The sequence below is a fragment of the Catenuloplanes nepalensis genome, from assembly GCF_030811575.1.
In the GTDB taxonomy this organism is placed as follows: domain Bacteria; phylum Actinomycetota; class Actinomycetes; order Mycobacteriales; family Micromonosporaceae; genus Catenuloplanes; species Catenuloplanes nepalensis.
The window spans coordinates 7,608,607-7,634,179 of the sequence record NZ_JAUSRA010000001.1 but is presented as its reverse complement, the minus strand read 5'-3'; the positions used below and the strand labels follow the sequence as shown (position 1 = coordinate 7,634,179).

Sequence of the window (25,573 nt, the reverse complement as noted above, 5' to 3'; positions counted from 1 at the left end):
TAACGTCGGGAGGTGCGTGTGGGACGACTGAGCGGGATCCGGCGTAACCTCCGCCGTGCGTACGAGTCCCGGACGCCGGAGCCGCCGGCCGTCGTCGAGGCACGGCCACCCGAGGACCCGCCCGAGATCGTCCACACGTCGACGATGAGCCGGGACGACGCGGAGGTCCCGCACGCGCTCCGGCTGGCCGCGGCCTGGTCCTGGCGGCTGATCGTGGTCGGTGTGATCGGCTACGTGCTGCTGCGCTTCTTCGGCACCATCCGGATCGTGATCATCCCGCTGTCCATCGCGCTGCTGCTCTCCGCGCTGCTCACGCCCGCGGTCGGCTGGTTCCTGCGGCTGCGCTTCCCGCGCTCGCTGGCGACCGCGCTGGTCCTGGTCGCCGGCCTCGGCGCGGTCGCGGGCACGCTCACCATGGTCGTCACCCAGTTCGTCGACGGCCTGCCCCAGCTCAGCCGGAACGCCACGGTCGGCATCCGGCAGATCCAGGACTGGCTGCGTGACGGCCCGCTCCGGCTCGACGACGAGCAGTTCAACACGGCACTCAACACCGGCCAGCAGTGGCTCGACCAGAACACGCAGGCGCTCACCACCGGCGCGGTCTCCACCGCCGCCACCGTGTTCGAGCTCTTCACCGGCGCGCTGCTGGTGCTGTTCTCGACGTTCTTCTTCCTCCGCGACGGCCGCAAGATCTGGGGCTTCGTGGTCCGGCTGTTCCCGGTCAACGCGCGCTGGCGGCTGGCCGACGCCGGCGAGGCCTCCTGGCGGACGCTCGTCTCCTACGTCCGCGCCACCGTGCTGGTCGCGTTCATCGACGCGGTCGGCATCGGGTTCTTCCTGTTCGTCTTCGACGTGCCGTTCCCGTTCCCGCTGGCCGCGCTGGTCTTCCTCGGCGCGTTCGTACCCATCGTCGGCGCCACCGTCTCCGGCGCGGTCGCGATCCTGGTCGCGCTGGTCGACAGCGGCTGGGTCACCGCGCTGATCATCCTGGGCGTGGTCATCGGCGTCCAGCAGGTCGAGGGCCACATCCTCCAGCCACTCATCATGGGCCGCGCGGTCGCCATCCACCCACTCGCCGTCATCATCGGCATCGCGGCCGGCGTCGTCCTGGCCGGCATCACCGGCGCGCTCGTGGCGGTCCCCCTGATCGCCGTCCTCAACACCGGAATCCGCCGCCTGACCGCCGGCCACCGTCCCGAGGCGCCACCGGAGGCGATCGCCCTGAACCCCAAAAACCCTTGAAGGCTGATTTCCCGCTTCCGGCGTGGCTGAGTTCCGAGTGCTCCCGCGGGCAGCGGTCGGCCGCAGGCGGCCTCCCTGCACGTCCCGCGGTCGGCCGGGCAGATCAAAACCAGCCCAGCCCAGCGCGGCGCGGTCGGTGCCGGTTCGCGCGTGATGCGGTTCAGAGCGGGTTCCCGCGCGACGCGGCCCGCTTACTGACCTTTCGAAGTCGAGGTTCGAGCGGCGGTAGCCGTCCGGGCACTGCGCGCCCGAAATTCATGCTATAGAGGTTCGCCGCTGCGGAGCGCCGCTCACTCTGACGCCGAAGGCTCGGTATGGCCGGGGCCGGGAGTTGGTCACGTGTCGCAAATCGTTGTCGTCCGGCGCTTTCAACAACGATTTGCGACACTTCACCGCTGTCACGAGTCACCGCCGTCGCCTTTGTGGTGACATTTCAGACAGGGGTTCAGTGGCGAAGGGGAGTTCTGTTGTTGATTGGCGGTGGCGGTGGCGATCCGCACGGCGGACGGGCCAAAGATCGGAAGCGGCCCCGGTCGTCGCGGTCATGGAGGCTTATTCAGCGCAGCGAACCGGCACCGCGTTGCCGCAGGCCGCGCGGTCTGACGAGGGCGGCGCTGAATAAGCCACTTTGGTTGAGCCGAAACGGCACTATCCGTGCCGAATAACCTCCCTATGACTCGGCCAGCTACTGTGGATGATCGTCCGGCGCGGTGTTTGCGGGCATATCTCGGACATTACAAAGAGGGTTATTCAGCGCGTTGCGCTCCGACGGCGCTGGGCTGCGGTGATGTGGCGTCGGCTCGCGCCGCTGAATAAGCCTGAAAGGAAGGCGTCGGGCACCGAAGGCCTGCCGCCGGACCGCCGGCTCGCCGCGACCTTGAGGGGCGTCGGCGGAACCGGCTCCGTTTGCCGTGGGGCAGCACCGCCCGGCCACGCTGCCAGGGGCGGCCGGCTGCGATGGCAGCGCCGCTTCCGCGGGATGCCGGGCGGCCATGCTAATTGACGGACTTCGATCGGCTCGTTACCTTGGGCGGGAAAGCGTTTTCCTGGGTTGGCGTGGCCGGCCCGCCGGAGCGATGCCCAAGGAGACTCGAGATGAATCGGAAGAAGCTGTTGTCCGCGGCGGTGCTCACGGCCGCGCTCGCCGCATCCGGCGCCTTCGCCGGGTCGGCGGGGGCCGCGCAGGCGACGCTGTTCGTCGCGCCCGGGGGCAGTGACAGCAACGCCGGCACCCAGCAGGCTCCGCTCGCGACCATCCAGAAAGCCGTGAGTCTGGTCGCCGCCGGCGGCACCATCGCGGTGCGCGGTGGCACCTACGCGTTGACCACGAACATTCAGATCACCAAGAGCGGAACCGCCTCGGCGCCGATCACGCTGACCGCGTACGCCGGGGAGAAGGTCGTCATCGACGGCGAAGCCCTGCCGTTCACGCCGGGTGCGGTCGGCTCGACCATCCCGGCCGCTCAGCGCGGCGCCGTTCACATGGAGGCGTCCCACTGGCGGATCTCGGGTCTGGAGATCATCCGCGGCCCCTACGGTGTCTACTGCGCCAACTGCAACAACAACACGTTCGACCGGCTCGTCACCCGCGACAACTACGAGACCGGTTTCCAGCTGCAGAACAACTCGGCCAACAACCAGATCATCAATCTCGACAGCTACAACAACCGCGACCCGCGCAAGAACGGTGAGAGCGCTGACGGTCTCGGCATCAAGGAAGGCGGCGGTTCCGGCAACGTGGTCCGTGGGGCGCGGCTGTGGAACAACGTGGACGACGGCTTCGACGCCTGGGCCTTCACCTCGCCGATCACCATTCAGAACAGCATCGCCTACGGCAACGGCTACAACCGCTGGAGCATCCCGAACTTCTCCGGCGACGGCAACGGTTTCAAGATGGGCGGCAGCGGCGGCACCGGTCCCGCGGCCGGGCACAGCGTCACCAACAGCATGGCGTTCGGCAACGCGGCCCACGGATTCACCGACAACGGCAACACCGGCTCGCTGGTGTTCCACCGCGACACCGCCTACCAGAACGCCAAGACCGGCTTCGACGTCGACGGTGGCTCCACCTCTAAGCTGACCGCCAACCTGGCCGTCGGCAACAACGCGGCGGTGGCCCTGGGTTCGTCGACCGCCTCCGGCAATTCGTGGAACATCGGCGGCTCATGGCCGCTGGCCAGCACCGACCCGTCCGTGATCACCGGCCCCCGCAACGCCGACGGATCCATCCGCTCCTCGGACTTCCTGGTGCCGGCCAACGGCCAAGCGATCGGAGCGCGGATCTGACGCTCCGGCCGACTGGCCGGAAGGGCGGCCGCGCCGCCCCGCGGTGCCACAGGTGTCCGTGCCCAGCGTGCGGGCCGCCCACCACGCCGCCTCACCGGCCGCTCCGCGCGTCACCCGCCGCGTTGCGCGTCACCCGCCGCGTTGCGCGTCACCCGCCGCGTTGCGCGTCACCCGCCGCGTTGCGCGTCACCCGCCGCGTTGCGCGTCACCCGCCGCGTTGCGCGTCACCCGCCGCGTTGCGCGTCACCCGCCGCGTTGCGCGTCACCCGCCGCGTTGCGCGTCACCCGCCGCGTTGCGCGTCACCCGCCGCGTTGCGCGTCACCCGCCGCGTTGCGCGTCACCCGCCGCAATGCACGTCACCGGCCTCGCGGCGCAGACGTGCCGGCCTCGCGCCCGAGACGCGCAGGCCTCGCGCCGGAGACGTGCCGGCCTCGCGCCGGAGACGTGCCGGCCTCGCGCCGGAGACGTGCCGGCACCCGCAATGTGCGCTCACGACGGCACCGCACGCGCCACCGGCTCCGCGTTCGGCGGAACCGGTGGCGCGTGATGGCGGGCTGTCTTCAGGACTTGGCGAGGCGCTGAAGGGCGCCGATGGCCGTCTCGGGACGAGTGGTATACCACAGTGGGGGCAGGGTCTGGCGGAGGAAAGGGCCGTAACCGCGGGCCGTCTCCAGCCGGGAGTCGAGGACCGCGACCATGCCCTTGTCGCCGGCGGCGCGGATCAGGCGGCCGGCACCCTGGGCGAGGCGGACCGCCGCGATCGGGACGCTGACCGCGGAGAAGCCGGAGCCGCCGGTGGAGTCGACGGCGGCGGACCGGGCCGCGGCCAGCGGCTCGTCCGGGCGGGGGAACGGCAGCCGGTCGATGATGACCAGCTGGCACGCGTCGCCGGGGACGTCGACGCCCTGCCACAGCGACATCACGCCGAAGAGGCAGGTGTCGCGTTCCGCGCGGAAGCGGCGGACCAGCACCGGCAGCGCGTCCTCGCCCTGCAGCAGCACCGGGATCGTGGTCCGCGCGCGGACCAGCTCGGCCGCCTGCTGCGCGGCCTTGCGGGAGGAGAACAGCCCGAGCGTGCGCCCGCCGAGCGCGGTGATCAGCTTGAGCAGTTCCTCGCCGGCCGCCTCCGGCAGGCCGGACGCGGCCGGGCGCGGCAGGTGCGCGGCGACGTAGAGGATGCCCTGCTTGGGGTAGTCGAACGGGGAGCCGACGTCGAGCGAGCGCCAGCCGGGACCCTCGGTGGGCGGCGCCGGCTTGGGTGCGGCGTTCGCCGGGCGGGCGGCCTCGGCCGCGGCGGCCGCGATCGGGGTCGGCCTGACCGGGCCGAGCGGCAGGCCGAGCGAGCGGGCGACCAGGTCGAAGCGGCCGCCGAGCGCGAGCGTGGCGCTGGTCGCGACCACGGTGCGCTCCTCGTAGAGCGTCTCGGAGAGCAGCCCGGCCACCGAGAGCGGCGCCACGACCAGCGCGCGCCGGGTGCCGGTCTCGTGCTTCTCCACCCAGGCGACGTCGTGGTCGCTGCCCTCCAGCAGGCGCTGCGCGGTGTTGCCGATCTCGTCGAGCACGGCCTTGGCCTGCTGCTTGCGCACCGGGTCGGGATCGTCGGACTTGACGTCGCCGATCGACTCGAGCGCGCGCCGGGTGGCCGCGTCGATCAGCGTGCACGCCTCGGCCAGCGCCTGCGGCAGCTCGCCGGTGATCCGCCCGTTGGGCGCCTCGGCCAGGCCGACCGTGAGCGCGTCACCGGCCTCGACCAGCGAGGTGAGCACGTCGGGCTGGACGACCGGGCGGGCGCGCCGGGCCGCCGCGGTGAGCGACTCGGGCGTCAGCTCGGCCTGGGACGCGGACGAGACCCGGTCGGCCAGCTCGTGTGCCTCGTCGATGATCAGCAGCTTGTGCGGTGGCACGATGTGCCGGCCGGCGAGCATGTCGACCGCGAGCAGGCTGTGGTTGGTGACGACCACGTCGGCTTCGCGGGCCCGGGCGCGGGAGGCCTCGGCGAAGCACTCCTCCCCGTACGGGCAGCGGGCCGCGCCGACGCACTCGCGCGCGGGCATCGACACCTGCCGCCACACCCGGTCGTCGACGCCGGGGTCGAGCTCGTCGCGGTCGCCGGTCGCGGTCTCCATTGCCCAGTCGTGCACCCGCTCGACCTGCTTGCCGAGCTTGCCGGACTCGCCGAGCCAGCCGGAGCCGCCACCGGAGGCCGGCCGGGAGTGCGCGTCGACCTCGAACAGCCCTTCGCCCTCGGGCTCGTCCTCCGCCGAGTTCTCCAGCTTGGCCAGGCAGAGGTAGTGGTGACGGCCCTTGAGCACGGCGAAGGTGGGCTCCCGGCCGAGGACCGGCTGGACCGCCTTGGCGAGCCGGGGCAGGTCGTGGTCGACGAGCTGGGACTGCAGCGCGAGCGTGGCGGTGGAGACGACGACCGGGCCCTCGACCAGCAGCGCGGGCGTGAGGTAACCCAGCGACTTGCCGGTGCCGGTGCCGGCCTGGACCAGCAGGTGCTCCTTGTCGGCGATCGCGTCCGCGATCGCCTCGACCATCTGCACCTGGCCCTCGCGGGAGGAACCGCCGGGGACCGCGCCGACGGCGGCGGCGAGCAGCTCACCGGCGCGCTTGCGGCTCTTGCGCTGGCGCGGGGTCGGCGTCGTGGTGGTCTCGGAAGTCACCCGGGGAAAGATACCGGCACCCACCGACGTTTCCGCGGCCCAGGTGTCCGCGAAACGCGCCACGGCTACGACTTGCCGTCAATTCGCGCAACTTTCTGCAACGCCCTGCGGGGACGGGTCATGATCGCGCAGCCGGGTCGATCGAATCGGTTAAGGTTTCGCTCATGTCAGACGTGGTCCGGGTGGTCTACCAGAAGTACGACGGCACCGCACACCGGGACTACCCCGCGCGCCGCCTGGCCGAGGACGACCTCGGTGTCTGGCTGGGTGTGACCGCGGGCACGCCGAGCGTCTATCACGGCCGGGCCTCTGTGGAGCGCATCCCGTTCATCCTGCTGGTGCCGCACAGCGCGCACTGGACCGGCATGTTCAACCCGCCGCCGCGCACCAGCGAGGTCTACTGCGACATCACCACGCGGGCCCGGTGGGAGGCCGACACCGTGCATCTCATAGATCTTGATCTCGATGTGGTGCGGCGGCGCTCGACCGGCCTGGTGGAGCTGCGTGACGAGGACGAGTTCGCGGACCACCGGGAGCGGTTCGGCTACCCCGAGGACCTGGTCCGGGAGGCGCACCTGGCCGCGGACTGGCTGCTCGGCGCGCTGGGCGACGGGAGCGAGCCGTTCGCCTCCGCCTACCGCAAGTGGCTGGCGCTGGTCACCTGATCTTGGTCCGGTGGCCGTGGTCGTGGACACTGAGCGCGTGACGACGACGGCGGGGGAACAGACGTGGCGGCGGCCCGGGCCGACCGCCGACCAGCGACGCAACGACATGCTCATCGGCATCGCCGCGATGGTGGCGAGCACGTTCAACCTGGTGCTGTCCACGAGCGCGGGCATCCTCCTCTTCGAGGACCCGCCGTCCCGCACGGAACAGGCGGTCTGGGCGATCGCGTGCACGCTGCCGCTGATGTGGCGGCGCCGCTTCCCGGAGCCGGTGATGCTGGTGATCGCGGCGGCGTACATCGGGAGTCAGGTCCGGCACGCCCAGGAGGCGCAGATCTCCCAGATCGTGCTCTTCACCGCGATCTACACGGCCGGTGCCTGGTCGCGGAACCGGCGCCGCGCGAAGATCGCCCGGGCCGTCGTCATCGCCTCGATGTTCATCTGGCTGTTCGTCTCGATGGCGACCTCCGTGTCGGACATGCCGCCGGACGCGTTCTCGACCGCGGCCGGGCCGCTGCCGCCGCTGATCTCCGTCATCCTGGTCCAGATCCTGGTCAACGCGATCTACTTCGGATTCGCCTACTACTTCGGTGACGAGGGCTGGACCGCCGCCCACGACCGCCACCTGCTGGTCGAGCGCGCCGAGGAGCTGCGCCGCTCGCAGGAGAAGGAGTCGGAGCGCGCGGTGCTGAGCGAGCGCGTCCGGATAGCGCGCGAGTTGCACGACGTGGTCGCGCACCATGTGGCCGTGATGGGCGTGCAGGCCGCGGCCGCGCGCCGGGTGCTGGACAAGGACGCGGACAAGGCGCGCACCGCGCTCGGCGCGGTCGAGCAGGAGGCCCGGACCGCGGTCGACGAGCTGCGCCGCATGCTGGGCGTGCTGCGCGCGACGGACGCGGACGCGACCCTGCCGCCGGTGCACAGCATCGACGACCTGCCGGAGCTGCTGGCCAGCTCGCGTCAGGCCGGTCTGCGGATCGAACACGGCGTCTACGGCGACCCGGCGGTGGACGTGCCGGAGTCGGTGTCGGTCGCGGCGTACCGGATCGTGCAGGAGGCGCTGACCAACACGCTCAAGCACGCCGGTCCGGTCGACGTGGACGTGCGCATCCGCTATCTGAGCCGCGAGCTGGAGATCGACGTGACCGACTCCGGGCGTGCGACCGGCACGCCGAACGCGCGCGGCATGGGCCTGATCGGCATGCGCGAGCGGGTGGCCGCGCACGACGGCGTGCTGGAGACCGGCCCGCGGGAGAGCGGCGGTTTCCGGGTCCGCGCCCGCTTCCCCCTGACGAAGAAGGAGGTCGCGGCATGATTCGCGTTCTGCTGGCCGACGATCAGCACCTGGTGCGCAGCGGCTTCCGGGTCATCCTCGAGACGGAGGACGACATCGAGGTGGTCGGTGAGGCGTCGGACGGGCTGACCGCGGTCGACCGGGCCGCTCAGCTGCGCCCGGACGTGATCCTGATGGACGTGGAGATGCCCGGCGTGGACGGTCTGGAGGCCACCCGGCGGATCACGGCGGACACCGGCGAGGACGGTCCGGCCGTGCTGATCCTGACCACGTTCGACCGGGACGACTACCTGTTCGCGGCGCTGCGCGCGGGGGCGAGCGGGTTTCTGCTGAAGACCGGCACGCCGGAGGCGCTGATCGACGCGGTGCGCATCCTGTCCCGTGGCGAGGCGCTGCTGGATCCGCAGCTCACCCGCCGGGTGATCGCCACGTTCGCGCGCCCGGGCGAGGCCGCGCCGCAGAAGAAGGCCGATCTCGGTGAGCTGACCCCGCGGGAGAACGAGGTGCTGGTGCTGCTGGCCGGCGGCTGCACGAACGCGGAGATTGCGGAGCAGCTGTTCCTCGGCGAGGCGACCGTGAAGACGCACGTCAGCCGCGTGCTGACCAAGCTCGGCCTGCGGGACCGGGTGCAGGCCGTGGTCTTCGCCTACGAGAACGGCGTGGTGGGTCCGTCGCGCGGCTGATCCGCGCGGTCCGCCGCGTGCCGGACGCGCGGACGATCTTCGGCGCATAGCGTTCTACCCATGACGAAGGTGCTCAGGGTGAGCGCCGTCGACCGGGGCTTCGCCGGCCGGCAGGTGCTGAAGGACGTCTCGTTCGACGTGACGGCGGGACGCATGACGGGCTTCGTCGGCGCCAACGGCGCCGGCAAGACCACCACCATGCGGATCATTCTCGGCGTGCTCGCGCCGGACTCCGGCGAGGTGACCTGGGACGGCCGCGCGCTGACCCGGGCCGACCGCCAGGCGTTCGGATACATGCCGGAGGAGCGGGGCCTGTATCCGAAGATGTCGGTCCGGGAGCAGGTCGTCTACCTCGGCCGGCTGCACGGGCTGAGCGCGGCCGACGCCGCCCGCGGCGCGAACGAGCTGCTGGAGCGGGTCGGGCTGGGCGAGCGTGCGGACAGCAAGCTGGAGACGCTGTCGCTCGGCAACCAGCAGCGCGCCCAGGTGGCCGCCGCGCTGGTGCACGACCCGGAGGTGCTGGTCCTCGACGAGCCGTTCTCCGGCCTGGACCCGATGGCGGTCGACACCGTCGTCTCGGTGCTCCGCGAGCGGGCCCGGGCCGGCGCGTCCGTGCTCTTCTCCAGCCACCAGCTGGACGTGGTCGAGCGGCTCTGCGACGACCTGGTGATCATCGCGGACGGCACGATCCGCGCGGCCGGTGAGCGCGAGGAACTGCGTGGCCGGTACGCCCGGCGCCAGTTCGAGCTGACCGTCGACTCCGACCTGGGCTGGCTGCGCGACCGCCCGGGCACCACGCTGACCGATCTGGACGGCCGCCGCGCGGTCGTCGAGCTCGCCCCGGACGCCGACGACCAGGAGCTGCTGCGCGACGCGCTCGCCCGCGGCCCGGTCCGCTCGTTCCGCCCGGTCATCCCCACGCTGGCCGAGATCTTCCGAGAGGTGACCCGATGAACCGCGGCCGTCAGTTGTCCGATTGGGAGGCCACGCGGCTCGTCACCGCGCGCGAGATCAAGGTCAAGATCAGGGACAAGGCCTTCCTGATCAGTACGGCGTTCCTGCTGATCTTCGCGATCGCCGGCACGGTCGCGCCGTCGTTCTTCGACGGTGGCGGCCCGGCCAGCGTGGCGGTCGTCGCCGGCACCCCGGCCGGGCAGCTCGCCGCGGCCGGCCTGGAGGTGCGCGAGGTCGCGGACGCGGCCGAGGCGGAGGCCCTGGTCCGCGCCGGCGACGTCGACTCGGCCGTGGTCGGCGGCGTGGTGCTGGCGATGGAGGACGCGCCGGGTGAGGTGGTCTCCGCGCTGAGCAGCCCGCCGGAGGTCCGCCTGCTCGACCCGGCCGCGCTGAACGAGGCGGTGGCGTTCCTGGTCCCGTACCTCTTCGCGATGGTCTTCTTCTTCACGTCCCTGATGTTCGGCCTGCAGATCGCGCAGAGCGTGACCGAGGAGAAACAGACCCGGATCGTGGAGATCCTGGTGTCCAGCGTGCCGCCGCGGGTGCTGCTGAGCGGCAAGGTGCTGGCCGGCGCGATCCTGGCGTTCGCCCAGATCGGCCTGCTCGCGCTGGTGGCGATCGCGGGTCTGCGGTTCTCCGGCGGGGAGCAGGACACGGACGTGAACCTGCTGAACCTGCTGGCCCCCGCGATCGGCTGGTTCCTGCCGTTCTTCGTGGTCGGGTTCGTGCTGCTGGCCGCGATGTGGGCGGTGGCGGGCGCGCTGGTGAGCCGGCAGGAGGACATCAACAGCGTCTCCACGCCGATCCAGCTCGCGATCATGCTGCCGTTCTTCGGCACGATCTTCCTGAGCGGCAACCCGCTGGCGATGACGATCATGTCGTACATTCCGTTCTCCGCGCCGATCGCGATGCCGGTGCGGCTGTTCACCGACGACGCGGCGGCGTGGGAGCCGGTGGCCTCGCTGCTGGTGCTGGCGATCGCCGCGGCCGCGATGCTGTTCGCCGCGGCCCGGCTCTACGAGGGCTCGCTGCTGCGGACGAACGGCAAGACGTCGCTCGCCCAGGCCTGGCGCTCCCGCGAGGCGCTGCCCAGCTGATCACGGAAGCCGAGCCGGTCCGCCTCGGTTCGAGGCGGGCCGGCTCACCCGTGGAACGGGACCGCGGTGAGCTTCTCCGGGTTGAGCTGGCTGAACAGCCCGGTGATCCGCCCGTCCGCGACCGCGAACGTGGTCACCTGCCGGTACGGCCGCCCGTCCGCCCAGGCGCCCTCCAGCAACAGCCCGAAGTCGCCGTTGACCAGCACCGGCTCGACGCGCAGCCCGGAGAGCACCGCGTCCCGGCGGCCCCAGAGCCCGGCCGCGAACCGGGCGACCTTGTCCGCGCCGACCACCGGCCGGCGACCCGCGGAGACGTGCCCGCCGCCATCGCTGATCGCCACGCCGTCCGGGTCGAGCGCCGCGACCAGCGCGGCGAGGTCTCCCCGGTCGGCCGCGTCCAGGAACGCGGCCACCACGCGGCGCTGCTCGGTCAGGCCGGCGGTGTGCCGCGGTCCGCCGTCCGTGACCGCGCGCCGGGCCCGCGAGGCGAGCTGGCGGGCCGCGGCCGCGGAGACGCCGAGCGTGCCGGCGATCTGGTCGAACGGCACCGCGAACATGTCGTGCAGCACGAACGCCACCCGCTGCTCCGGCGCCAGCCGCTCCATCACGACCAGTAGCGCGATCCCGACCTGGTCGGTCCGGGCAGCGCGCTCGGCCGGGTCGGCGTCGCCGTCCGGGAGGCGCTCGACGATCGGCTCGGGCAGCCACGGTCCCACGTATTCCTCGCGGCGCACCCGCGCGGAGCGCAGCACGTCCAGGCAGAGCCGGGCGGTGGTGGTGGTCAGCCAGCCGCGCAGGTCCCGGATCTCCGCGCGGGCGGCCGGGTCGGCGAGCGCGGCCGCGTAGCGAAGCCAGGCGTCCTGCACCACGTCCTCCGCCTCGGCCCGGCTGCCCAGCATGCGGTAGGCGACCGAGGTCAGGTGTGCCCGCTCGGCCTCGAACTCGGTGGCGAGATCCGTCACCAGCGCCTCCTTCATCGACCTCGGCCGGTCCATCCTTCCAGCCGGCGAGCGTGTGCCCAACGAAATGTGACCCAGCGATTAACGCCTTTCGTACTATTTGTCCTTATGACGGAGAGCGTGTCGACGGTCGCCAGCGGGCTGGTCGGCCTGGCCGGAGCCGGCGGTGCCGCCGCGATCGGGCTGGCCATGCTGCGCAGCCCGCGCCCCTACCTGCCGGGCAGCCACGCGCTGCTCGACCCGGGCCGCCGCGATCCGCTCGGCGACGCGCTGCGCCGGGGGTACGGCAGCGCCTCCATCGCGGTCCAGGCCGGCCCGGGCGGCCGGCCGCTGGTGCGCGGCCGCCCGGTCGGCCGCGTGCTGCTCCGCCCGCTGCTGGAGCGGGCGCGACGCCGTGGCGGACGCGTGCACCACGGCCCCACGCCGCCGTTCGGGCTGATCCTGGAGCTGCCCGCGGCCGTACCCGCGCGGGATCTGCTGGGGTGTCTGCACGAGGAGGTGGCCGCGCACGCCGGGCTGATCACCCGCGCGGTGGACGGCCGGGTCGTCCCGGGCGCGGTCACCGTGCTGGTCTCCGGCACGCCGGAGGTGCGCGAGGTGCTGGCCGCCGACCCGGACCGGCACCTCTTCGCGGACGGCACGTTCGACGACCTCGGCGTGGCGGAGGCGCCGGCCGCGCTGGTGCCGATGGTGAGCGAGCACTGGTCCTGGCGGTTCGGCTGGGACGGTGAGGAGCCGATCCCGGCCGAGGAGCGCTATCTGCTGCACGACCTGGTCCGGGCGGCGCACGAGGACGGCCGCCGGGTGCGGCTGTTCGGCATGCCGCACCGCACCCGGCGGATCCGGGCCGCGTGCTGGGCGGAGCTGGCGGCGGCCGGCGTGGACCTGATCGGTGACGCGAATCTCCCCGCCCTGGCCCGCTACCTGCGCACGGCCCGGCGGCCGCGGCGTCCGGTGGTCGCGCCGAGATCGTCGTAGGCTACGAAAAGTACTCTCAGAAACACTGTCCGGCAGCTCGTTGTGAATCCACGGTGAACGTGGCTCGAACGGCATCATGCATGCGGTATCCGGAGGTTCACGTAGTGGCAGCGTTCCCTAGCATCACCTGCGCAGGATCAACGTTGACCTGCCGGCGCGAACAACCCCGGCCGCTGGAACGCCGGCCAGACGCAGCGAGGTCCCCCCTGTGAGGTTTTCCTTCCGCCCCGTCGAGGGCGTCTTCTACGAGCTGTTCACCCGGGCCGCGTTCAACCTGGTGCGCGGCACCGAGCTGTTGAACGAGCTGGCCCTGCCGGGTGTCGACGTGCAGTCGGTCAGCGAGCGGCTGACCGAGGTCGAGCACGACAGCGACGCGATCACCCACGACCTGTACAAGAAGATCAACTCAACGTTCGTCACGCCGTTCGACCGGGAGGACATCTATTCGCTCGGCTCGCAGCTGGACGACGTGATGGACCACCTCGAGGCGGTCGGCAACCTGCTCTACCTCTACGGCCTGACCCAGCTCCCGGCGCTGCCGCGCGAGCTGCACGAGCTGGTCAACGTGCTCGACCAGCAGGCGAAGCTGACCGCGGACGCGATGCCCCGGCTGCGCGAGATGAAGGGCCTAGAGGAGTACTGGATCGAGTGCAACCGGCTGGAGAACGACGGCGACCGGGCGTACCGGATGCTGCTGGTCCGGCTCTTCTCCGGTGAGTACGACGCGCTGACCGTGCTCAAGCTCAAGGAGGTCGCGGACGAGCTGGAGGCGGCCTGCGACGCGTTCGAGCACGTGGCGAACACGGTCGAGACGATCGCGGTCAAGGAGTCATGAGCGAGCTCGCGAGCCGCCGGCCACACGGGCACCGTGGTGTGACGGGCGGTCCGGCATGAGCCCCGAGCTGGTCGCGGTGATCGCGGTGATCCTGGTCGCGCTGGTGTTCGACTACACCAACGGCTTCCACGACGCCGCCAACGCCATCGCCACCAGCATCTCCACCCGGGCGCTGACGCCGCGCGCCGCGCTGCTGATGGCCGCGCTCGGCAACCTCGTCGGCGCGCACTTCGGCGCCGGCGTGGCCGCGACGGTCGGCGACGGCCTGATCCACCTGCCCACCGGCGTGGCGAGCCTGGGCGTGCTGTTCGCGGGCGTGACCGGCGCGATCATCTGGAACCTGATCACCTGGTACCTCGGGCTGCCGTCCTCGTCCTCGCACGCGCTGCTCGGCGGGCTGGTCGGCGCCACGCTGTTCGCGGCCGACGGCTCCGTGCAGTGGGCCAACATCGTCGACAAGGTGGTCATCCCGATGGTCGTGTCGCCGCTGGTCGGCGTCGTGCTCGGTTTCGCCGTGATGATCGCGATCCTGTGGATCTTCCGGCGCGGCCACCCGGCCCGGCTCAACCGGGGCTTCCGGGCGGCGCAGACCGTCTCCGCGGCCGCGATGGCGATCGGGCACGGCATGCAGGACGCGGCGAAGACCATGGGCATCGTCGTGCTGGCGCTGTTCACCGGCGGATTCGCGGCCAACAAGACCGACATCCCGGAGTGGGTGGTCTGGGCGTCCGCGATCGTGCTGGCGGCCGGGACGTACGCGGGCGGCTGGCGGATCATCCGGACGCTGGCCCGCAAGATCATCGATCTGGGACCGCCGGAGGGCTTCGCGGCCGAGACCGTGGCCAGCGGCGTGCTCTACTTCAACGCGCTGGTCCTGCACGCGCCGATCTCCACCACGCACACGATCACCAGCGCGATCGCGGGCGTGGGCGCGACCAAGCGGCTCTCCGCGGTCCGCTGGAACGTGGCCGGCAACATCGTGCTCGCGTGGGTGACCACGTTCCCGGCCGCCGCGCTGATCGCCTGCCTGACCTACTTCGTGGTCGCCCCGATCTTCGGCTGAGCCGGCTCCCGCCGCGTGACCCAGGCGTACCCCCATGCTGTTCCAACGGCAGGGGGACGCCTGGAATCACGGGGAGGGGTCAGTCGTAGGAGAGGCCGATCTGGGCGCGGACGTCGTCCAGCAGGCCCATCACGTCCAGCGTGAGCGCGTGCGGGATCACCGGGCTCTCGATCAGTCCGGCGCGCAGGCACCGGTTGATCTCCGCGGCCTCGAACTGGTAACCCTTGCCCGGGAAGTCCTCGGCGAAGACCTCCGGCTCGGCGCCGCTCCGGTGCAGCGTCAGCGCGCGCGGCACGAACGCCGGGTCGTGCAGCGTGATCCGGCCCGCGCTGCCGCTGATCACCGCGCTGTTCGGCGTGACGCCGAGGATGCCGCAGGTCAGCGTGGCGACCGCGCCCCGGTCGTACCCAAAGATCATCGCGGTGTTCTCGTCCGTGCCCTCCGGGCCGAGCTTGGCCCAGGCGCGCACGTGATCGGGCATGCCGAGGAACAGCAGCGCGATCGCGATCGGATAGACGCCCAGGTCCAGCAGCGCGCCGCCGCCGAGCTTCCGGGCGCGCATCCGGTGCTCCGGCGGGAACGGGCCGAACACGCCGAAGTCGGACGACACGGTGGTGACCTCGCCGATCGCGCCGTCGGAGACCAGCTGCACCGCGCGCAGCACCACCGGGTTGAGGCGCGTCCACATCGCCTCCATGAGCAGTACGTTCTTCTCCCGGGCCCGCGCGACCATCCGCTCGGCGCGCGCCCGGTCCAGCGTGAACGGCTTCTCGCAGAGCACCGCCTTACCCGCGTCCAGGCAGGTCATGGCGGCCTCGAAGTGCGCGGAGTGCGGCGTCGCCACGTAGATCACGTCGACGTCCGGGTCCGCGGCCAGTTCCTGCCAGCTGCCGTGGGCGCGCGGGATGCCGTGCGTGGCCGCGAACGCCCGCGCGGACTCCGGTGACCGCGAGCCGACGGCGACGATTTCCGCGTCCGGCAGCAGCTTCAGGTCCTCCACGAACGAGGCGGCGATGCCGCCGGTGGCCAGGATGCCCCAGCGAACGGGTCGATCATTCATGTGACGCACGCTATCCGACGGTGCGGCACGCGAGCGCCAGTGTCGGCGTGGGAACCGGGCTGCGGCGAGGCTCTAGGCGCCGACACTGGCGCTAGGCTCGCGGGATGGCTGAGCTGTGGCCCCTGCCCGCGCCCATGGTCGACCGCATGCGCCGCTTCGCCGACTCGGGGGAGACCCCGGCCGTGCCGCGCGTCGCCGCCACGGTCGTGATGATCAAACCCATTCGGCCCATGCGGGTGTACGTGATGCGCCGCGCCTCCGCGATGGTCTTCGGCGGCGTGTGGGCGTTCCCCGGTGGCAGCGTGGAGCCGGGTGAGACGCCCCCTGAGGCGGCCGCGCGCGAGGTGGCGGAGGAGGCCGGCGTGCTGCTCGACCCGGCCGCGCTGACGCCGTGGAGCCGGTGGATCACGCCGGAGTTCGAGCCGCGCCGCTTCGACACGTACTTCTACCTGGTCGCGCTGCCGCCCGGCGCCGATCCGCGCGCGCTCACCTCGGAGTCCGACGACACGGCCTGGGTGACGCCGGAGGAGGCGCTGGCCCGGCACGCCTCGGGCGAGTGGGCGATGCTGCCGCCCACGCTGGTCACGCTCCGCCAGCTGGCCGCGGCCGGTGACCTGGAGGGCGCGCTCGCCGCGGCCGCGACCCGCGAGGCGTCCACCCCGATCATCCCGCGCGCCGTGGACGGCAGCCTCGCCATCGAGATCTGACCCCCTGATCACGGTTTTAGGAACGGCGAACGCCCCGGAGGCGTACCCCCGGGGCGTTCGTCGTTCTTGAAAGGCTCAGCCGAAGCGGCCGGTGATGTAGTCCTCGGTCCGCTTGACGCTCGGGTTCGAGAAGATCTTCTGGGTGTCGTCGTACTCGATCAGACGGCCCGGGTCACCGGTCTTGTCGATCGAGAAGAACGCGGTGCGGTCCGAGACACGGGCCGCCTGCTGCATGTTGTGCGTGACGATGATGATCGTGAACCGGTCCTTCAGCTTGAAGATCAGGTCCTCGATCGCCAGCGTCGAGATCGGGTCGAGCGCGGAACACGGCTCGTCCATCAGCACGACCTGCGGCTCGACCGCGATGGTGCGGGCGATGCAGAGGCGCTGCTGCTGACCGCCGGAGAGGCCGGCGCCCGGCTTCTCCAGCCGGTCCTTGACCTCGTCCCACAGGTTCGCCGAGCGCAGCGACGTCTCCGCCGCCTCCTTCAGCACCGACTTCTTGGTGACGCCGTTGAGCCTCAGGCCGGCCACCACGTTGTCGAAGATCGACATGGTGGGGAACGGGTTCGGGCGCTGGAACACCATGCCGATCAGCCGGCGGACGGCGGTGACGTCCACCTGCTTGTCGTAGATGTTCTCCTGGTCCAGCGTCAGCGTGCCCTCGACCCGGGCGTTCGGCAGCACCTCGTGCATCCGGTTGATCGACCGGAGGAACGTGGACTTGCCGCAGCCGGACGGGCCGATGAGCGCGGTGACGGTCTTCGGCTCGACGACCATGTTGACGTTCTCGATGGCCTTGAACGAGCCGTAGAACGCGTTGACGTTCGTCGCCTCGACGCGCTTTGCCATGGTGGTTACTCCTCGGGGTGCTTCAGCGAGTCAGCCGGTTGCGGCGGGCGAGCAGCTTCGCGCCGATGGTCAGGATCAGGACCAGCGCCACCAGGGTGAGCGCCGCCGTCCAGGCGCGGTCCGGGGAGAACCGCGTCGAATCGGTTGCCTGGCTGAACACGAACAGTGCGAGCGACGACTGGTTGTTCTCGAACGGGTTGAAGTTGATCGCCGCGGTACCGCCGGCGACCAGCAGCACTGGCGCGGTCTCACCGGCGGCGCGGGCGATCGCCAGCATGATGCCGGTGATGATGCCGGGCAGCGCGGTCGGGATGACGATCCGCAGGATGGTCTTCCACTTCGGCACGCCCAGCGCGTACGCACCCTCGCGGAGCGGCGCCGGCACCAGCCGGAGCATCTCCTCGGTGGAGCGCACGATCGTCGGGAGCATCAGCACGCTGAGCGCGAGCGCGGCGGCGAAGCCGGAGTAGCCCGGCCGGCCGTCGTTGAAGATCGGCGTGACGATCAGCACCCAGAACGCGAGCACGAACAGGCCGGCCACGATCGACGGGATGCCGGTCATGACGTCGACGAAGAAGCGGATCGCCAGCGCCAGCCGGCCCCGGCCGTACTCCACCAGGTAGATCGCGCCGAGCACACCCAGCGGGATGGTGAGCAGCGCGGCGATGCCGACCTGCTCCAACGTGCCGATGATCGCGTGGTACGCGCCGCCGTTGGGGTCCCGGGCGCCGATGTTGTTCATCGACGAGAGGAAGAAGTCGGCGTCGAGCCGGTTGACGCCGTTCGAGACCAGCGTCCAGACCACCGAGGCCAGCGGCAGGACCGCCAGGACGCACGCGGCGTGGATGAGCGCGCTCCAGGTGCGGTTGCGCGCGGACCGGGAGCCCTCCACCGCGTTGGCCGCGATGAAGAAGCCGATCAGGTAGAAGACGGCGCCGAGCACGATGACCAGCACCCAGTTGCCGATGCCGGTGCCGAGCACCAGCACGGCGGAGAGGGCCAGCGCGGCGACCGCGGTGGCGACCGCGGCCCAGGCGGGCAGCCGCTTGGTGTGCAGGCTGCCGGCCTTGACGTCCTGTTCCGGGGCGAGAAGTGTCATGCGGCCACATCCGTGAACTCGCGGCGGCGGTAGATGATGATGCGGGCCACCATGTTGACCACCAGGGTGATGGCGAAGAGGACCAGGCCGGAGGCGATGAGCGCGCCGCGCCCGATGTCGTTGGCCTCGCCGAAGCCGTTGGCGATGTTCGACGCGATCGTGGCACCGCCGTTGGTGATGATGTCCGGCGTGATGACGAAGATCGAGCCGAGCGTCATGGCCAGCGCGATGGTCTCACCGAGCGCGCGGCCGAGGCCGAGCATCACGGCGGCGATCACGCCGGGGCGGCCGTAGGGCAGCACCGCGGTGCGGATCATCTCCCACTTGGTGGCGCCGAGCGCGAGCGCGGCCTCCTCGTTCTGCTTCGGCGTCTGCATGAACACCTCGCGGGAGAGCGAGGTGATGATCGGCAGGATCATGATCGCCAGGACCAGCGAGCCGAGCAGGATCGAGTTACCGTACGGGCCCTCGCCGCCGAAGAGCGGGATCCAGCCGAAGTACTGGTGGAGCCAGACCGAGAAGTCCCGGACCGGCTCGATGAAGACCGACCGGCCCCACAGGCCGAAGACCACGGAGGGTACGGCCGCGAGCAGGTCGATGACGAAGCCGAGGCCGGTGGCGATCCGCCGGTGCGCGTAGTGCGACAGGAAGAGCGCGATGCCCAGTGCGATCGGCACGGCGATGATCAGCGCGATGACCGCGGAGACCACGGTGCCGAAGACGATCGCGGCGATGCCGAACCGCGGCGGCGTGCCGGTGGCCGCCCAGTTGTTGTAGGTGAAGAAGTTCTCCTCGTTGGCCTGCAGCGCCGGGATCGCCTCGGTGATCAGGAAGACCGCGATGGCGACGATGATGATCAGCACCGTGGTGCCGGCGGCGAGGGTCAGGCCGCGGAAGACCGGCTCGGTGCCGAAGGCCTTGGCGCGCGGCAGCGACGTGCCGCCGTTCCCCCCGAATGGGGTGCCCCGGCCGTTGTTCGAGTTGTTGTCGATGAGGCCATCGGTAGACGCCGCGAGGCCGGCGGCCCTGGTGTTTCCACCTGGACCGCCGGCACTGGCGTCGACCGAGCGGGGAGGGGTGTCACCCATCAGCGCGCTCCGTCTTAGGCATTCGTATCGGGGGGTTGTCTACCGTCAGGCGATGGCCGCGACGGCGGTCTCGACCTTGGCGCGCACCGACTCGGGCAGCGGGGCGTAGCCCAGCTCGAGCAGCGCGGCCTGACCCTCGGTGCTGGCCGCGTAGCCGAGGAAGCCCTTGATCAGCGGGAGCTTGTCAGCGGCGTTGCCGGCCGAGCAGGCGATCTCGTAGGTCACCAGGACGATCGGGTAGGCACCCGCGGTCTTGGTGGCGTAGTCGACGGACATCTTGAGGTCGTTACCGGTACCGGTGACCTCGGCGCCCTCGATGGTCTTGCCGGCCGCCTCGGCGGTCAGCGTGGTGAACTCGCCCGCACCGTTCTGGATGGCGGCGGTGGTGAGGTCGGAGTTCTCCGCGAAGGACATCTCGACGTAGCCGATGGCACCGGCGGAGCCGGCGACGGCGGAGGCGATGCCGTCCGAGCCCTTCTGGCCCGTGCCGCCCTTGATGTCGGACGGCCAGGACTTGGCGGCCTCGTAGGTCCAGTCGGCCTCGGCGACCTTCGCCAGGTACTTGGTGAAGTTCTCCGTGGTGCCCGACTCGTCCGAGCGGTGGACCGGGTTGATCGTGACGTCCGGCAGGGTGACGCCGGAGTTGTCCGCGGCGATCTCCGGCGCGTTCCACTTGGTGACCTTGCCCGCGAAGATCTTCGCGAGCGTGGCCGGCGTCAGGTTGAGCTTCTCGACGCCGTCGACGTTGAAGACGACCGCGATCGGGCCGATGACCGCCGGGAGGTGGATCGCCGGGTTGCCCGCGCAGCGCTGGTCGGCCTTCGGCTGCTGGTCTTCCTTCAGCGCCGAGTCCGAGCCCGCGAAGTCAGCGGTGCCGTCGATGAAAGCGTTGATGCCGGCGCCGGAGCCGGAACCCTCGTAGTTGATGGTCGAGCCGGCGCACGCGGTCTGGTAGGCCTTGATCCACTCAGCGACCGCGTTCTTCTGCGCGGACGAACCCTGAGCGTTCAGCGTGCCGGTCGCGCAGTTGGCGGCGGCCGGGGCCGACGCGCCGGGAGCGGCCGTCTCGGTCTCCGTGTTGTCCGATCCGCAGGCGCTCAGCGCGAGCGTCGTGGTCAGGGCGAGGCACGCGAGAGCGCCGTGCCGGTGGAGCTTCACCTTGGGAATTCCCTTCAATGGACGGTTCGCCGGGTTGGGCGTCCCGGCCGCCGGAATCGCACCGGCTGATTTGCAAGCTAGGAGCGTCAGGTAGCCGTTACGCCCGGTGTAAGTGAACAGGGAATTAACACGTACGCCCCTGTAAGTGGCGTATGGCTTATCTACAGTTGTCCGCTCCGTGAACTGAGCGTCTCGTGCCCGAAATACCGTATAAATCATCTCAGGCGAGATCCCGGCGAGTCGTTGCCGTGACGTTCCCGTTATCAAAATTGCAGGTCAGAGACGCACAGCAAGCGGCCCGGCGGGCGCGATGTAGATCACCGCGGCCGCCGGGCCGTTGAGAATTCCGTGCGGTTTCGTTACCCGACCGGGATCGGGGCGAGCTCCGAATCCGGCAGCGGCCGGTTCGGCGGGACCACGAACTTGTAGCCCACCTGGCGGACCGTGCCGATCATCGACTCGTACTCCGAGCCGAGCTTCGCGCGCAGCCGCCGCACGTGCACGTCCACCGTGCGGGTGCCGCCGAAGTAGTCGTAGCCCCAGACCTCGCGCAGCAGCTGGTCGCGGGTGAAGACCCGGCCGGGGTGCTGGGCGAGGAACTTCAGCAGCTCGAACTCCTTGTACGTCAGGTCGAGCGGGCGGCCCTTGAGCTTCGCCGCGTAGGTGTCCGGGTCGATCGACAGCTCGCCGGCCCGGATCAGGCCGCCGGCACCGGCGGTCGCGTTGGTGAGCCGGCCGACCGCGAGCCGCAGCCGCGCCTCGACCTCCGCGGGGCCCGCGCTGGCCAGGATGACATCGTCCACGCCCCAGTCCGCGTTCAGCGCGATCAGGCCGGCCTCGGTCACGACCGCGACGAGCGGGACGCCCAGCCCGGTGGCGTGCAGCATGCGGCAGGTCGCGCGGGCCTCGGCCAGCTCGGAACGGGCGTCGACGAGAACGGCGTCCGGGCTCGGGCCGGAGACGAGGGTGCGCACGTCGCGGGGAGCGGTTCGCACCGAGTGGGGGAGAAGATCGAGGGCCGGGAGCACGACCGACGGCTCGCCGGCGCGTGCCGTCACCAGCAGCAGAATTTCCACACAGACCTCCGTCCCGGCGGCGCGCGGGCCGCGCAGGTGACCGGTAACAGCTCAAGCCGCAGGCCGGCTAACCGGCGAGCTGGCTGATCACCAACCAACGCTGGTCACCAACCAACATTGATCACCAACCAACGCTGGTCACCAACCAACATTGATCACCAACCAACGCTGGTCACGAACCAACGCTGGTCACCAACCAACGCTGGTCATCAACCAACGTGTTGGTCCCGGCATCGCTGACGGGCGGTAAGGCCTTACCTTAGCCGACCGTTAAACAAAAGCGCTCCTGCGAGTTCAAGGAGTGAGCAAGCGGACGCGGTATTGACACCGGCTGAACACGAGCGCGCATCACTGTCCCGCGTCTGGCACCATCGCAGTCGTGTTCCCCTCCGCAACTGATGACGACCGACCCGCGGGCCCGTCCAAGGACGCCGGCTTCTTCCCCAAGGCGCCGAGCCTGGTCGGCGACGCGCTCCGCGCCGCGGAGGCGGAGGAGGACGACGAGCCGATGGAGCCGGTCGAGGTGCGCCGGCTGCTCTCCCTGGCCATCGCCGGCTTCGCGGCGCTGCTGGCGATCGGCCTGATCTTCGGTGCGCAGACCTCGGGGCCGGGCAACGCGCGCCTGCCGTACGCGACCGTGGTCTTCGGTGTGCAACTGCTCTTCATCCTCGCCTGGACCATGGCGACCCGGCCGCCCGCGCTGCCGCTGGTCGCGACCGTGGCGGTGGGCGCCGCGCTGGCCGCGGACGCCGCCGCCGTGCTGCCCACGATCGCCGGGCTCGGCCCGCTGGCCTGGGTCGCGTTCGGCGGACTGGCGGCCGGCGTGGTCGGCCAGCTGTTCCGCGCACAGGACCGGGCCCGGGTGCGCGAGTCCTTCTTCTCCACGCTGCTGATCGTGCTCGGCGTGGTGGCGCTGGCCACGCTGATCGTGCTGACCCGCAAGCCGGCCGGCACCCAGGCGATCGTGGTCTGCCTGACCGCGGCCGGCGTGGCGCTGGTGGTGGCGCGCGCGCTCGACTCGGTCTTCGCCTGGCCCCGGTTCGAGCCGCACGTGCCGCGCGGCGGCCTGGGCGTGGTGCTCGGCACCATGATCGGCACCGCCGTGGCCGCGGTGATCGGGCGGTACCAGGTCGGGTTCGACCCCGGCAGCGCCGCGATCGTCGGCCTGGTCGCGGCCGGCGCCGCCAGCCTGGTGGACCTCGCCACCGACTACTCCGAGGCGGGCAGGCAGCTGGCCGGCGACGCGCCGACCATGTTCCTGGCCCGGCACATGCAGGGCCCGCTGGGCGGTTTCGCACTCGCCGCGCCCACGGCGTACCTGATGTCTGTCATGTTCCTCACCTGACCCGGATGGGTATCCGGTTCCGTAACAAGACTCGAGTGAACGAGCGCGCTGGGAGGCGACGGTGACGGTGTACGAGCAGCCGACCGAGCAACACGAGGTCGACCGGCCACGGCGCCGCCGGCGGGGACGGGCGTTGCTCATCACGCTCATCGTGTTCCTGATCGTGCTGGGTGTGCTGGTGGTGGTCGCGGACCGGGTGGCGCACGGCTACGCGGAGGACCGGATCGGCAGCGAGATCGACGGCCAGCTCTCCGCGCAGGGCCTCAGCGCCGAGCCGGCCGAGGTGTCCGTGGGCGGCGTCCCGTTCCTCACCCAGGTGCTGGCCGGGCGGTACGAGGAGATATCCGTGCTGCTGCGCGAGGTGCAGGGCCCGGTGCCCGGCGCGGCCGACGTGGTCCGCATCCCCACGCTGGACATCGACGCGACCGGCGTCTCCGCGCCGCTGAACACGCTGCGCACCGGGCAGGGCGAGATCGTCGCGGCGAACGTCGACGGCGTCGGCACCATCGACTACACCAGCCTGGCCGGCATGATCGGCCAGGAGGGCGTCACGCTGGCCGAGCGGGACGGCAAGCTGGGCGCGACGCTGCCGGTCTCGGTCTTCGGGCAGAACGTCGAGCTGAACGGCACCGCGAACATCGCGGTCCAGGACAACACGGTGCAGGTCCGTTTCGACACGCTGACCGCCGAGGGCCTGCCGGACAACGCCCTGGTCCAGAACCTGATCAGTGGGTACGCGGAACAGCTCTCGCTCAACGTGGCGCTCCCGGCGCTGCCGTTCGGCCTGCAGGTCACCGAGATCAAGCCGGCCGCGGACGGACTGCAGGTCACCGCGACCGCGAAGGACGTGCCGCTGAACCAGGGCGGCGCCTGACGAGCAAGGGGTTCAGGGGCGGCCGCCGGCGGGGTGGGTGCGTTCACTCACTTCCCGCATGGTGGTCGCCCCTGTCCGTGACCTGGGCCCGCTGGTAGGGTCCTTCGCATGGGCACGATGCTCACTAAAAGGCGCGCGGTCGACCTGTGCCGCGTGGCCGCCTGCCTCTGTCCCCGCCTCCACTGACGGCGGGGCTGCTTTCACGCCCGCGAGCCGGCTCGGTCGAGCCGCCTCCTTCCGCGTGGCACTCAATCTCTGAGCCCGGCACCGGCGCCGTCGCACAAACACGAGAACCCTCCATCTACAGGGTCCCGCGCGTGGTGCGACACAGAATCTCACCGGAAATCCGCGCGCTGACTCGACCCACCAAATCCTCACAAGGAGTGATTCGATGAGTCGCGACACCGCACTCGTTTCGGCTGACTGGGCCGAGAAGAACATCGACGCGCCCGGCGTCGTCTTCGTCGAGGTCGACGAGGACACCACCGCCTACGACGGCGGCCACATCGCCGGCGCGATCAAGCTGAACTGGAAGACCGACCTGCAGGACGAGGTCCGCCGTGACTTCGTCAACAAGGAGCAGTTCGAGGCGCTGCTGTCGTCCCGGGGCATCTCCAACGACGACACGGTCGTGCTCTACGGCGGCAACAACAACTGGTTCGCGGCGTATGCGTACTGGTACTTCAAGCTCTACGGCCACCGCGAGGTCAAGCTGATCGACGGCGGCCGCAAGAAGTGGGAGCTCGACGCGCGCCCGCTGGTCAAGGGCGAGGTCTCCCGTCCCGCCACGACATACGTCGCGCAGGACCAGGACCTGTCGCTGCGCGCGTTCCGCGACGAGGTCGTGGCCGCGATCGGCACGCAGAACCTGGTCGACGTGCGCTCCCCCGACGAGTACGCGGGCCGGCTGCTCGCCCCCGCGCACCTGCCGCAGGAGTCGGCGCAGCGCGGCGGCCACATCCCGACCGCGGTGAGCGTGCCGTGGAGCAAGGCGGCCAACGAGGACGGCACGTTCAAGTCCGACGAGGAGCTGGCGAAGATCTACGGCGACGCCGGGCTCGACGGCGGCAAGGACACGATCGCGTACTGCCGGATCGGCGAGCGCTCCTCGCACACCTGGTTCGTGCTCAAGGAGCTGCTCGGCCACCAGAACGTGAAGAACTACGACGGTTCCTGGACCGAGTACGGCTCGCTCGTCGGCGTGCCCGTGGTCCTCGGCGACGAGCCCGGAAAGGCGTGATCACCATGACCGCAGTCACCGACGCGACCTGCGCCGCGCCCGACCAGGCGGCTCCGCTGCCGGCCGGCATCGACCTGGCGAAGGAGACCGTGATCACCGGCGTGGTGACCTCGGCCGAGGGCGAGGCCGTGCAGGGTGCGTACGTGCGCCTGCTCGACTCGACCGGCGAGTTCACCGCGGAGGTCGTCACGTCCGCCGCGGGCCAGTTCCGGTTCTTCGCCGCCCCGGGCTCGTGGACGCTGCGCGCCCTCTCCCGCCACGGCAACGGTGACCTGACCGTCTCCGCCGACCGCGGCCTCAACGAGTTCGCGGTGACCGTCGGCGACTGACGCCGCCACGACCTCCGGAAGC

General features: G+C 71.0%; 24 protein-coding genes. 16 read left to right on the top strand and 8 right to left on the bottom strand.

The genetic code is table 11. From position 1 onward, the window contains the following. Window positions 1–18: 18 nt before the first annotated feature. Both J2S43_RS33000 and J2S43_RS32995 read left to right on the top strand, forming a co-directional pair. Window positions 19–1,242, top strand: a complete 1,224-nt coding sequence (locus J2S43_RS33000; protein ID WP_306839613.1) for an AI-2E family transporter — start codon at window positions 19–21, stop codon at window positions 1,240–1,242. Window positions 1,243–2,337: 1,095 nt separating this feature from the next. Further along, window positions 2,338–3,528, top strand: coding sequence for a right-handed parallel beta-helix repeat-containing protein (locus tag J2S43_RS32995; protein ID WP_306835816.1), 1,191 nt, complete (start codon window positions 2,338–2,340; stop codon window positions 3,526–3,528). Window positions 3,529–4,089: 561 nt separating this feature from the next. Here J2S43_RS32995 and J2S43_RS32990 read toward each other — a convergent pair. Further along, complete coding sequence (locus tag J2S43_RS32990; RefSeq protein WP_306839611.1) at window positions 4,090–6,069, bottom strand: ATP-dependent DNA helicase; 1,980 nt, start codon at window positions 6,067–6,069, stop codon at window positions 4,090–4,092. 290 nt (window positions 6,070–6,359) lie between these two features. Here J2S43_RS32990 and J2S43_RS32985 point away from each other — a divergent pair, with 290 nt between their 5' ends. The 5 genes from J2S43_RS32985 to J2S43_RS32965 are packed head-to-tail and all read left to right on the top strand — an operon-like array spanning window position 6,360 to window position 10,888. Continuing rightward, on the top strand, window positions 6,360–6,860 hold the full coding sequence (locus J2S43_RS32985) for a DUF402 domain-containing protein (RefSeq protein ID WP_306835814.1): 501 nt from the start codon (window positions 6,360–6,362) through the stop codon (window positions 6,858–6,860). A 37-nt stretch (window positions 6,861–6,897) separates the two neighbouring features. Beyond that, window positions 6,898–8,175, top strand: coding sequence for a sensor histidine kinase (locus J2S43_RS32980; protein WP_306835812.1), 1,278 nt, complete (start codon window positions 6,898–6,900; stop codon window positions 8,173–8,175). Next, complete coding sequence (locus J2S43_RS32975; protein WP_306835810.1) at window positions 8,172–8,837, top strand: response regulator; 666 nt, start codon at window positions 8,172–8,174, stop codon at window positions 8,835–8,837. The genes J2S43_RS32980 and J2S43_RS32975 overlap by 4 nt, the downstream gene beginning before the upstream one ends. 60 nt (window positions 8,838–8,897) lie before the next feature. Continuing rightward, window positions 8,898–9,791, top strand: coding sequence for an ABC transporter ATP-binding protein (locus J2S43_RS32970; RefSeq protein ID WP_306835808.1), 894 nt, complete (start codon window positions 8,898–8,900; stop codon window positions 9,789–9,791). Window positions 9,792–9,805: 14 nt separating this feature from the next. Further along, window positions 9,806–10,888: an ABC transporter permease gene (locus tag J2S43_RS32965; protein ID WP_306839609.1), complete on the top strand. Its 1,083-nt coding sequence runs from the start codon at window positions 9,806–9,808 to the stop codon at window positions 10,886–10,888. A 44-nt stretch (window positions 10,889–10,932) separates the two neighbouring features. On the opposite strand, the gene sigJ is transcribed toward J2S43_RS32965, so the two are convergent. Continuing rightward, window positions 10,933–11,850 carry an RNA polymerase sigma factor SigJ gene (sigJ, locus tag J2S43_RS32960; protein WP_306835806.1) on the bottom strand — a complete coding sequence of 306 codons (918 nt, stop codon included), beginning with the start codon at window positions 11,848–11,850 and terminating at the stop codon, window positions 10,933–10,935. 105 nt (window positions 11,851–11,955) lie between these two features. Here sigJ and J2S43_RS32955 point away from each other — a divergent pair, with 105 nt between their 5' ends. The 3 genes from J2S43_RS32955 to J2S43_RS32945 all read left to right on the top strand — a co-directional run bounded on the left by J2S43_RS32955 (window position 11,956) and on the right by J2S43_RS32945 (window position 14,723). Further along, window positions 11,956–12,825, top strand: coding sequence for a PI-PLC domain-containing protein (locus J2S43_RS32955; protein WP_306835804.1), 870 nt, complete (start codon window positions 11,956–11,958; stop codon window positions 12,823–12,825). Window positions 12,826–13,033: 208 nt separating this feature from the next. Continuing rightward, complete coding sequence (locus J2S43_RS32950; RefSeq protein WP_306835803.1) at window positions 13,034–13,660, top strand: DUF47 domain-containing protein; 627 nt, start codon at window positions 13,034–13,036, stop codon at window positions 13,658–13,660. Window positions 13,661–13,715: 55 nt separating this feature from the next. Beyond that, the gene (locus J2S43_RS32945; RefSeq protein WP_306835802.1) at window positions 13,716–14,723 is read left to right on the top strand and encodes an inorganic phosphate transporter; all 1,008 of its coding nucleotides are present in this window, start codon (window positions 13,716–13,718) and stop codon (window positions 14,721–14,723) included. Window positions 14,724–14,802: 79 nt separating this feature from the next. On the opposite strand, the gene J2S43_RS32940 is transcribed toward J2S43_RS32945, so the two are convergent. Continuing rightward, the gene (locus J2S43_RS32940; RefSeq protein ID WP_306835801.1) at window positions 14,803–15,783 is read right to left on the bottom strand and encodes a Gfo/Idh/MocA family protein; all 981 of its coding nucleotides are present in this window, start codon (window positions 15,781–15,783) and stop codon (window positions 14,803–14,805) included. A gap of 104 nt (window positions 15,784–15,887) precedes the next feature. On the opposite strand from J2S43_RS32940, the gene J2S43_RS32935 reads away from it, so the two are divergent. Then, on the top strand, window positions 15,888–16,490 hold the full coding sequence (locus J2S43_RS32935; RefSeq protein WP_306835800.1) for an NUDIX hydrolase: 603 nt from the start codon (window positions 15,888–15,890) through the stop codon (window positions 16,488–16,490). A 75-nt stretch (window positions 16,491–16,565) separates the two neighbouring features. Here J2S43_RS32935 and pstB read toward each other — a convergent pair whose 3' ends face one another. The 5 genes from pstB to J2S43_RS32910 form a co-directional block, all read right to left on the bottom strand. Beyond that, on the bottom strand, window positions 16,566–17,342 hold the full coding sequence (gene pstB, locus J2S43_RS32930) for a phosphate ABC transporter ATP-binding protein PstB (protein ID WP_306835798.1): 777 nt from the start codon (window positions 17,340–17,342) through the stop codon (window positions 16,566–16,568). 22 nt (window positions 17,343–17,364) lie between these two features. Next, a complete protein-coding gene (gene pstA / locus J2S43_RS32925) occupies window positions 17,365–18,441 on the bottom strand; it encodes a phosphate ABC transporter permease PstA (RefSeq protein ID WP_306835796.1) in 1,077 nt (358 codons plus the stop codon). After that, entirely contained in the window at window positions 18,438–19,529 is a 1,092-nt protein-coding gene (pstC, locus tag J2S43_RS32920; RefSeq protein WP_306835794.1) for a phosphate ABC transporter permease subunit PstC, read from the bottom strand. Before pstC ends, pstA begins: the two co-directional genes overlap by 4 nt. Before the next feature lie 45 nt (window positions 19,530–19,574). Further along, entirely contained in the window at window positions 19,575–20,687 is a 1,113-nt protein-coding gene (gene pstS, locus J2S43_RS32915; RefSeq protein WP_306835792.1) for a phosphate ABC transporter substrate-binding protein PstS, read from the bottom strand. Between the two features lie 359 nt (window positions 20,688–21,046). Continuing rightward, the gene (locus J2S43_RS32910) at window positions 21,047–21,763 is read right to left on the bottom strand and encodes a winged helix-turn-helix transcriptional regulator (RefSeq protein WP_306835790.1); all 717 of its coding nucleotides are present in this window, start codon (window positions 21,761–21,763) and stop codon (window positions 21,047–21,049) included. Between the two features lie 379 nt (window positions 21,764–22,142). On the opposite strand from J2S43_RS32910, the gene J2S43_RS32905 reads away from it, so the two are divergent. From J2S43_RS32905 to J2S43_RS32890, 5 genes are all read left to right on the top strand, one after another. Then, a complete protein-coding gene (locus tag J2S43_RS32905; RefSeq protein ID WP_306835788.1) occupies window positions 22,143–23,108 on the top strand; it encodes a hypothetical protein in 966 nt (321 codons plus the stop codon). 61 nt (window positions 23,109–23,169) lie between these two features. Beyond that, window positions 23,170–23,982 (top strand): LmeA family phospholipid-binding protein, encoded by an 813-nt coding sequence (locus J2S43_RS32900; RefSeq protein ID WP_306835787.1) that lies wholly within the window; start codon window positions 23,170–23,172, stop codon window positions 23,980–23,982. 108 nt (window positions 23,983–24,090) lie between these two features. Next, a complete protein-coding gene (locus tag J2S43_RS42330; protein WP_370881803.1) occupies window positions 24,091–24,168 on the top strand; it encodes an Ms5788A family Cys-rich leader peptide in 78 nt (25 codons plus the stop codon). Window positions 24,169–24,373: 205 nt separating this feature from the next. Further along, on the top strand, window positions 24,374–25,222 hold the full coding sequence (locus J2S43_RS32895; protein WP_306835785.1) for a sulfurtransferase: 849 nt from the start codon (window positions 24,374–24,376) through the stop codon (window positions 25,220–25,222). A gap of 5 nt (window positions 25,223–25,227) precedes the next feature. Beyond that, the gene (locus J2S43_RS32890; RefSeq protein ID WP_370881686.1) at window positions 25,228–25,551 is read left to right on the top strand and encodes a DUF1416 domain-containing protein; all 324 of its coding nucleotides are present in this window, start codon (window positions 25,228–25,230) and stop codon (window positions 25,549–25,551) included. Window positions 25,552–25,573: the final 22 nt, after the last annotated feature.

What these genes read in the sequence shown, in the direction of transcription:
- J2S43_RS32945 (WP_306835802.1), top strand. Translation starts at nt 13,716, where the DNA reads ATGAGCCCCGAGCTGGTCGCGGTGATCGCGGTGATCCTGGTCGCGCTG.
- pstB (WP_306835798.1), bottom strand. Translation starts at nt 17,342, where the DNA reads ATGGCAAAGCGCGTCGAGGCGACGAACGTCAACGCGTTCTACGGCTCG.
- J2S43_RS32975 (WP_306835810.1), top strand. Translation starts at nt 8,172, where the DNA reads ATGATTCGCGTTCTGCTGGCCGACGATCAGCACCTGGTGCGCAGCGGC.
- J2S43_RS32985 (WP_306835814.1), top strand. Translation starts at nt 6,360, where the DNA reads ATGTCAGACGTGGTCCGGGTGGTCTACCAGAAGTACGACGGCACCGCA.
- pstC (WP_306835794.1), bottom strand. Translation starts at nt 19,529, where the DNA reads ATGGGTGACACCCCTCCCCGCTCGGTCGACGCCAGTGCCGGCGGTCCA.
- J2S43_RS32990 (WP_306839611.1), bottom strand. Translation starts at nt 6,069, where the DNA reads ATGGTCGAGGCGATCGCGGACGCGATCGCCGACAAGGAGCACCTGCTG.
- pstA (WP_306835796.1), bottom strand. Translation starts at nt 18,441, where the DNA reads ATGACACTTCTCGCCCCGGAACAGGACGTCAAGGCCGGCAGCCTGCAC.
- J2S43_RS32955 (WP_306835804.1), top strand. Translation starts at nt 11,956, where the DNA reads ATGACGGAGAGCGTGTCGACGGTCGCCAGCGGGCTGGTCGGCCTGGCC.
- J2S43_RS32935 (WP_306835800.1), top strand. Translation starts at nt 15,888, where the DNA reads ATGGCTGAGCTGTGGCCCCTGCCCGCGCCCATGGTCGACCGCATGCGC.
- J2S43_RS32995 (WP_306835816.1), top strand. Translation starts at nt 2,338, where the DNA reads ATGAATCGGAAGAAGCTGTTGTCCGCGGCGGTGCTCACGGCCGCGCTC.
- J2S43_RS32895 (WP_306835785.1), top strand. Translation starts at nt 24,374, where the DNA reads ATGAGTCGCGACACCGCACTCGTTTCGGCTGACTGGGCCGAGAAGAAC.
- J2S43_RS32890 (WP_370881686.1), top strand. Translation starts at nt 25,228, where the DNA reads ATGACCGCAGTCACCGACGCGACCTGCGCCGCGCCCGACCAGGCGGCT.
- J2S43_RS32940 (WP_306835801.1), bottom strand. Translation starts at nt 15,783, where the DNA reads ATGAATGATCGACCCGTTCGCTGGGGCATCCTGGCCACCGGCGGCATC.
- J2S43_RS32970 (WP_306835808.1), top strand. Translation starts at nt 8,898, where the DNA reads ATGACGAAGGTGCTCAGGGTGAGCGCCGTCGACCGGGGCTTCGCCGGC.
- J2S43_RS42330 (WP_370881803.1), top strand. Translation starts at nt 24,091, where the DNA reads ATGGGCACGATGCTCACTAAAAGGCGCGCGGTCGACCTGTGCCGCGTG.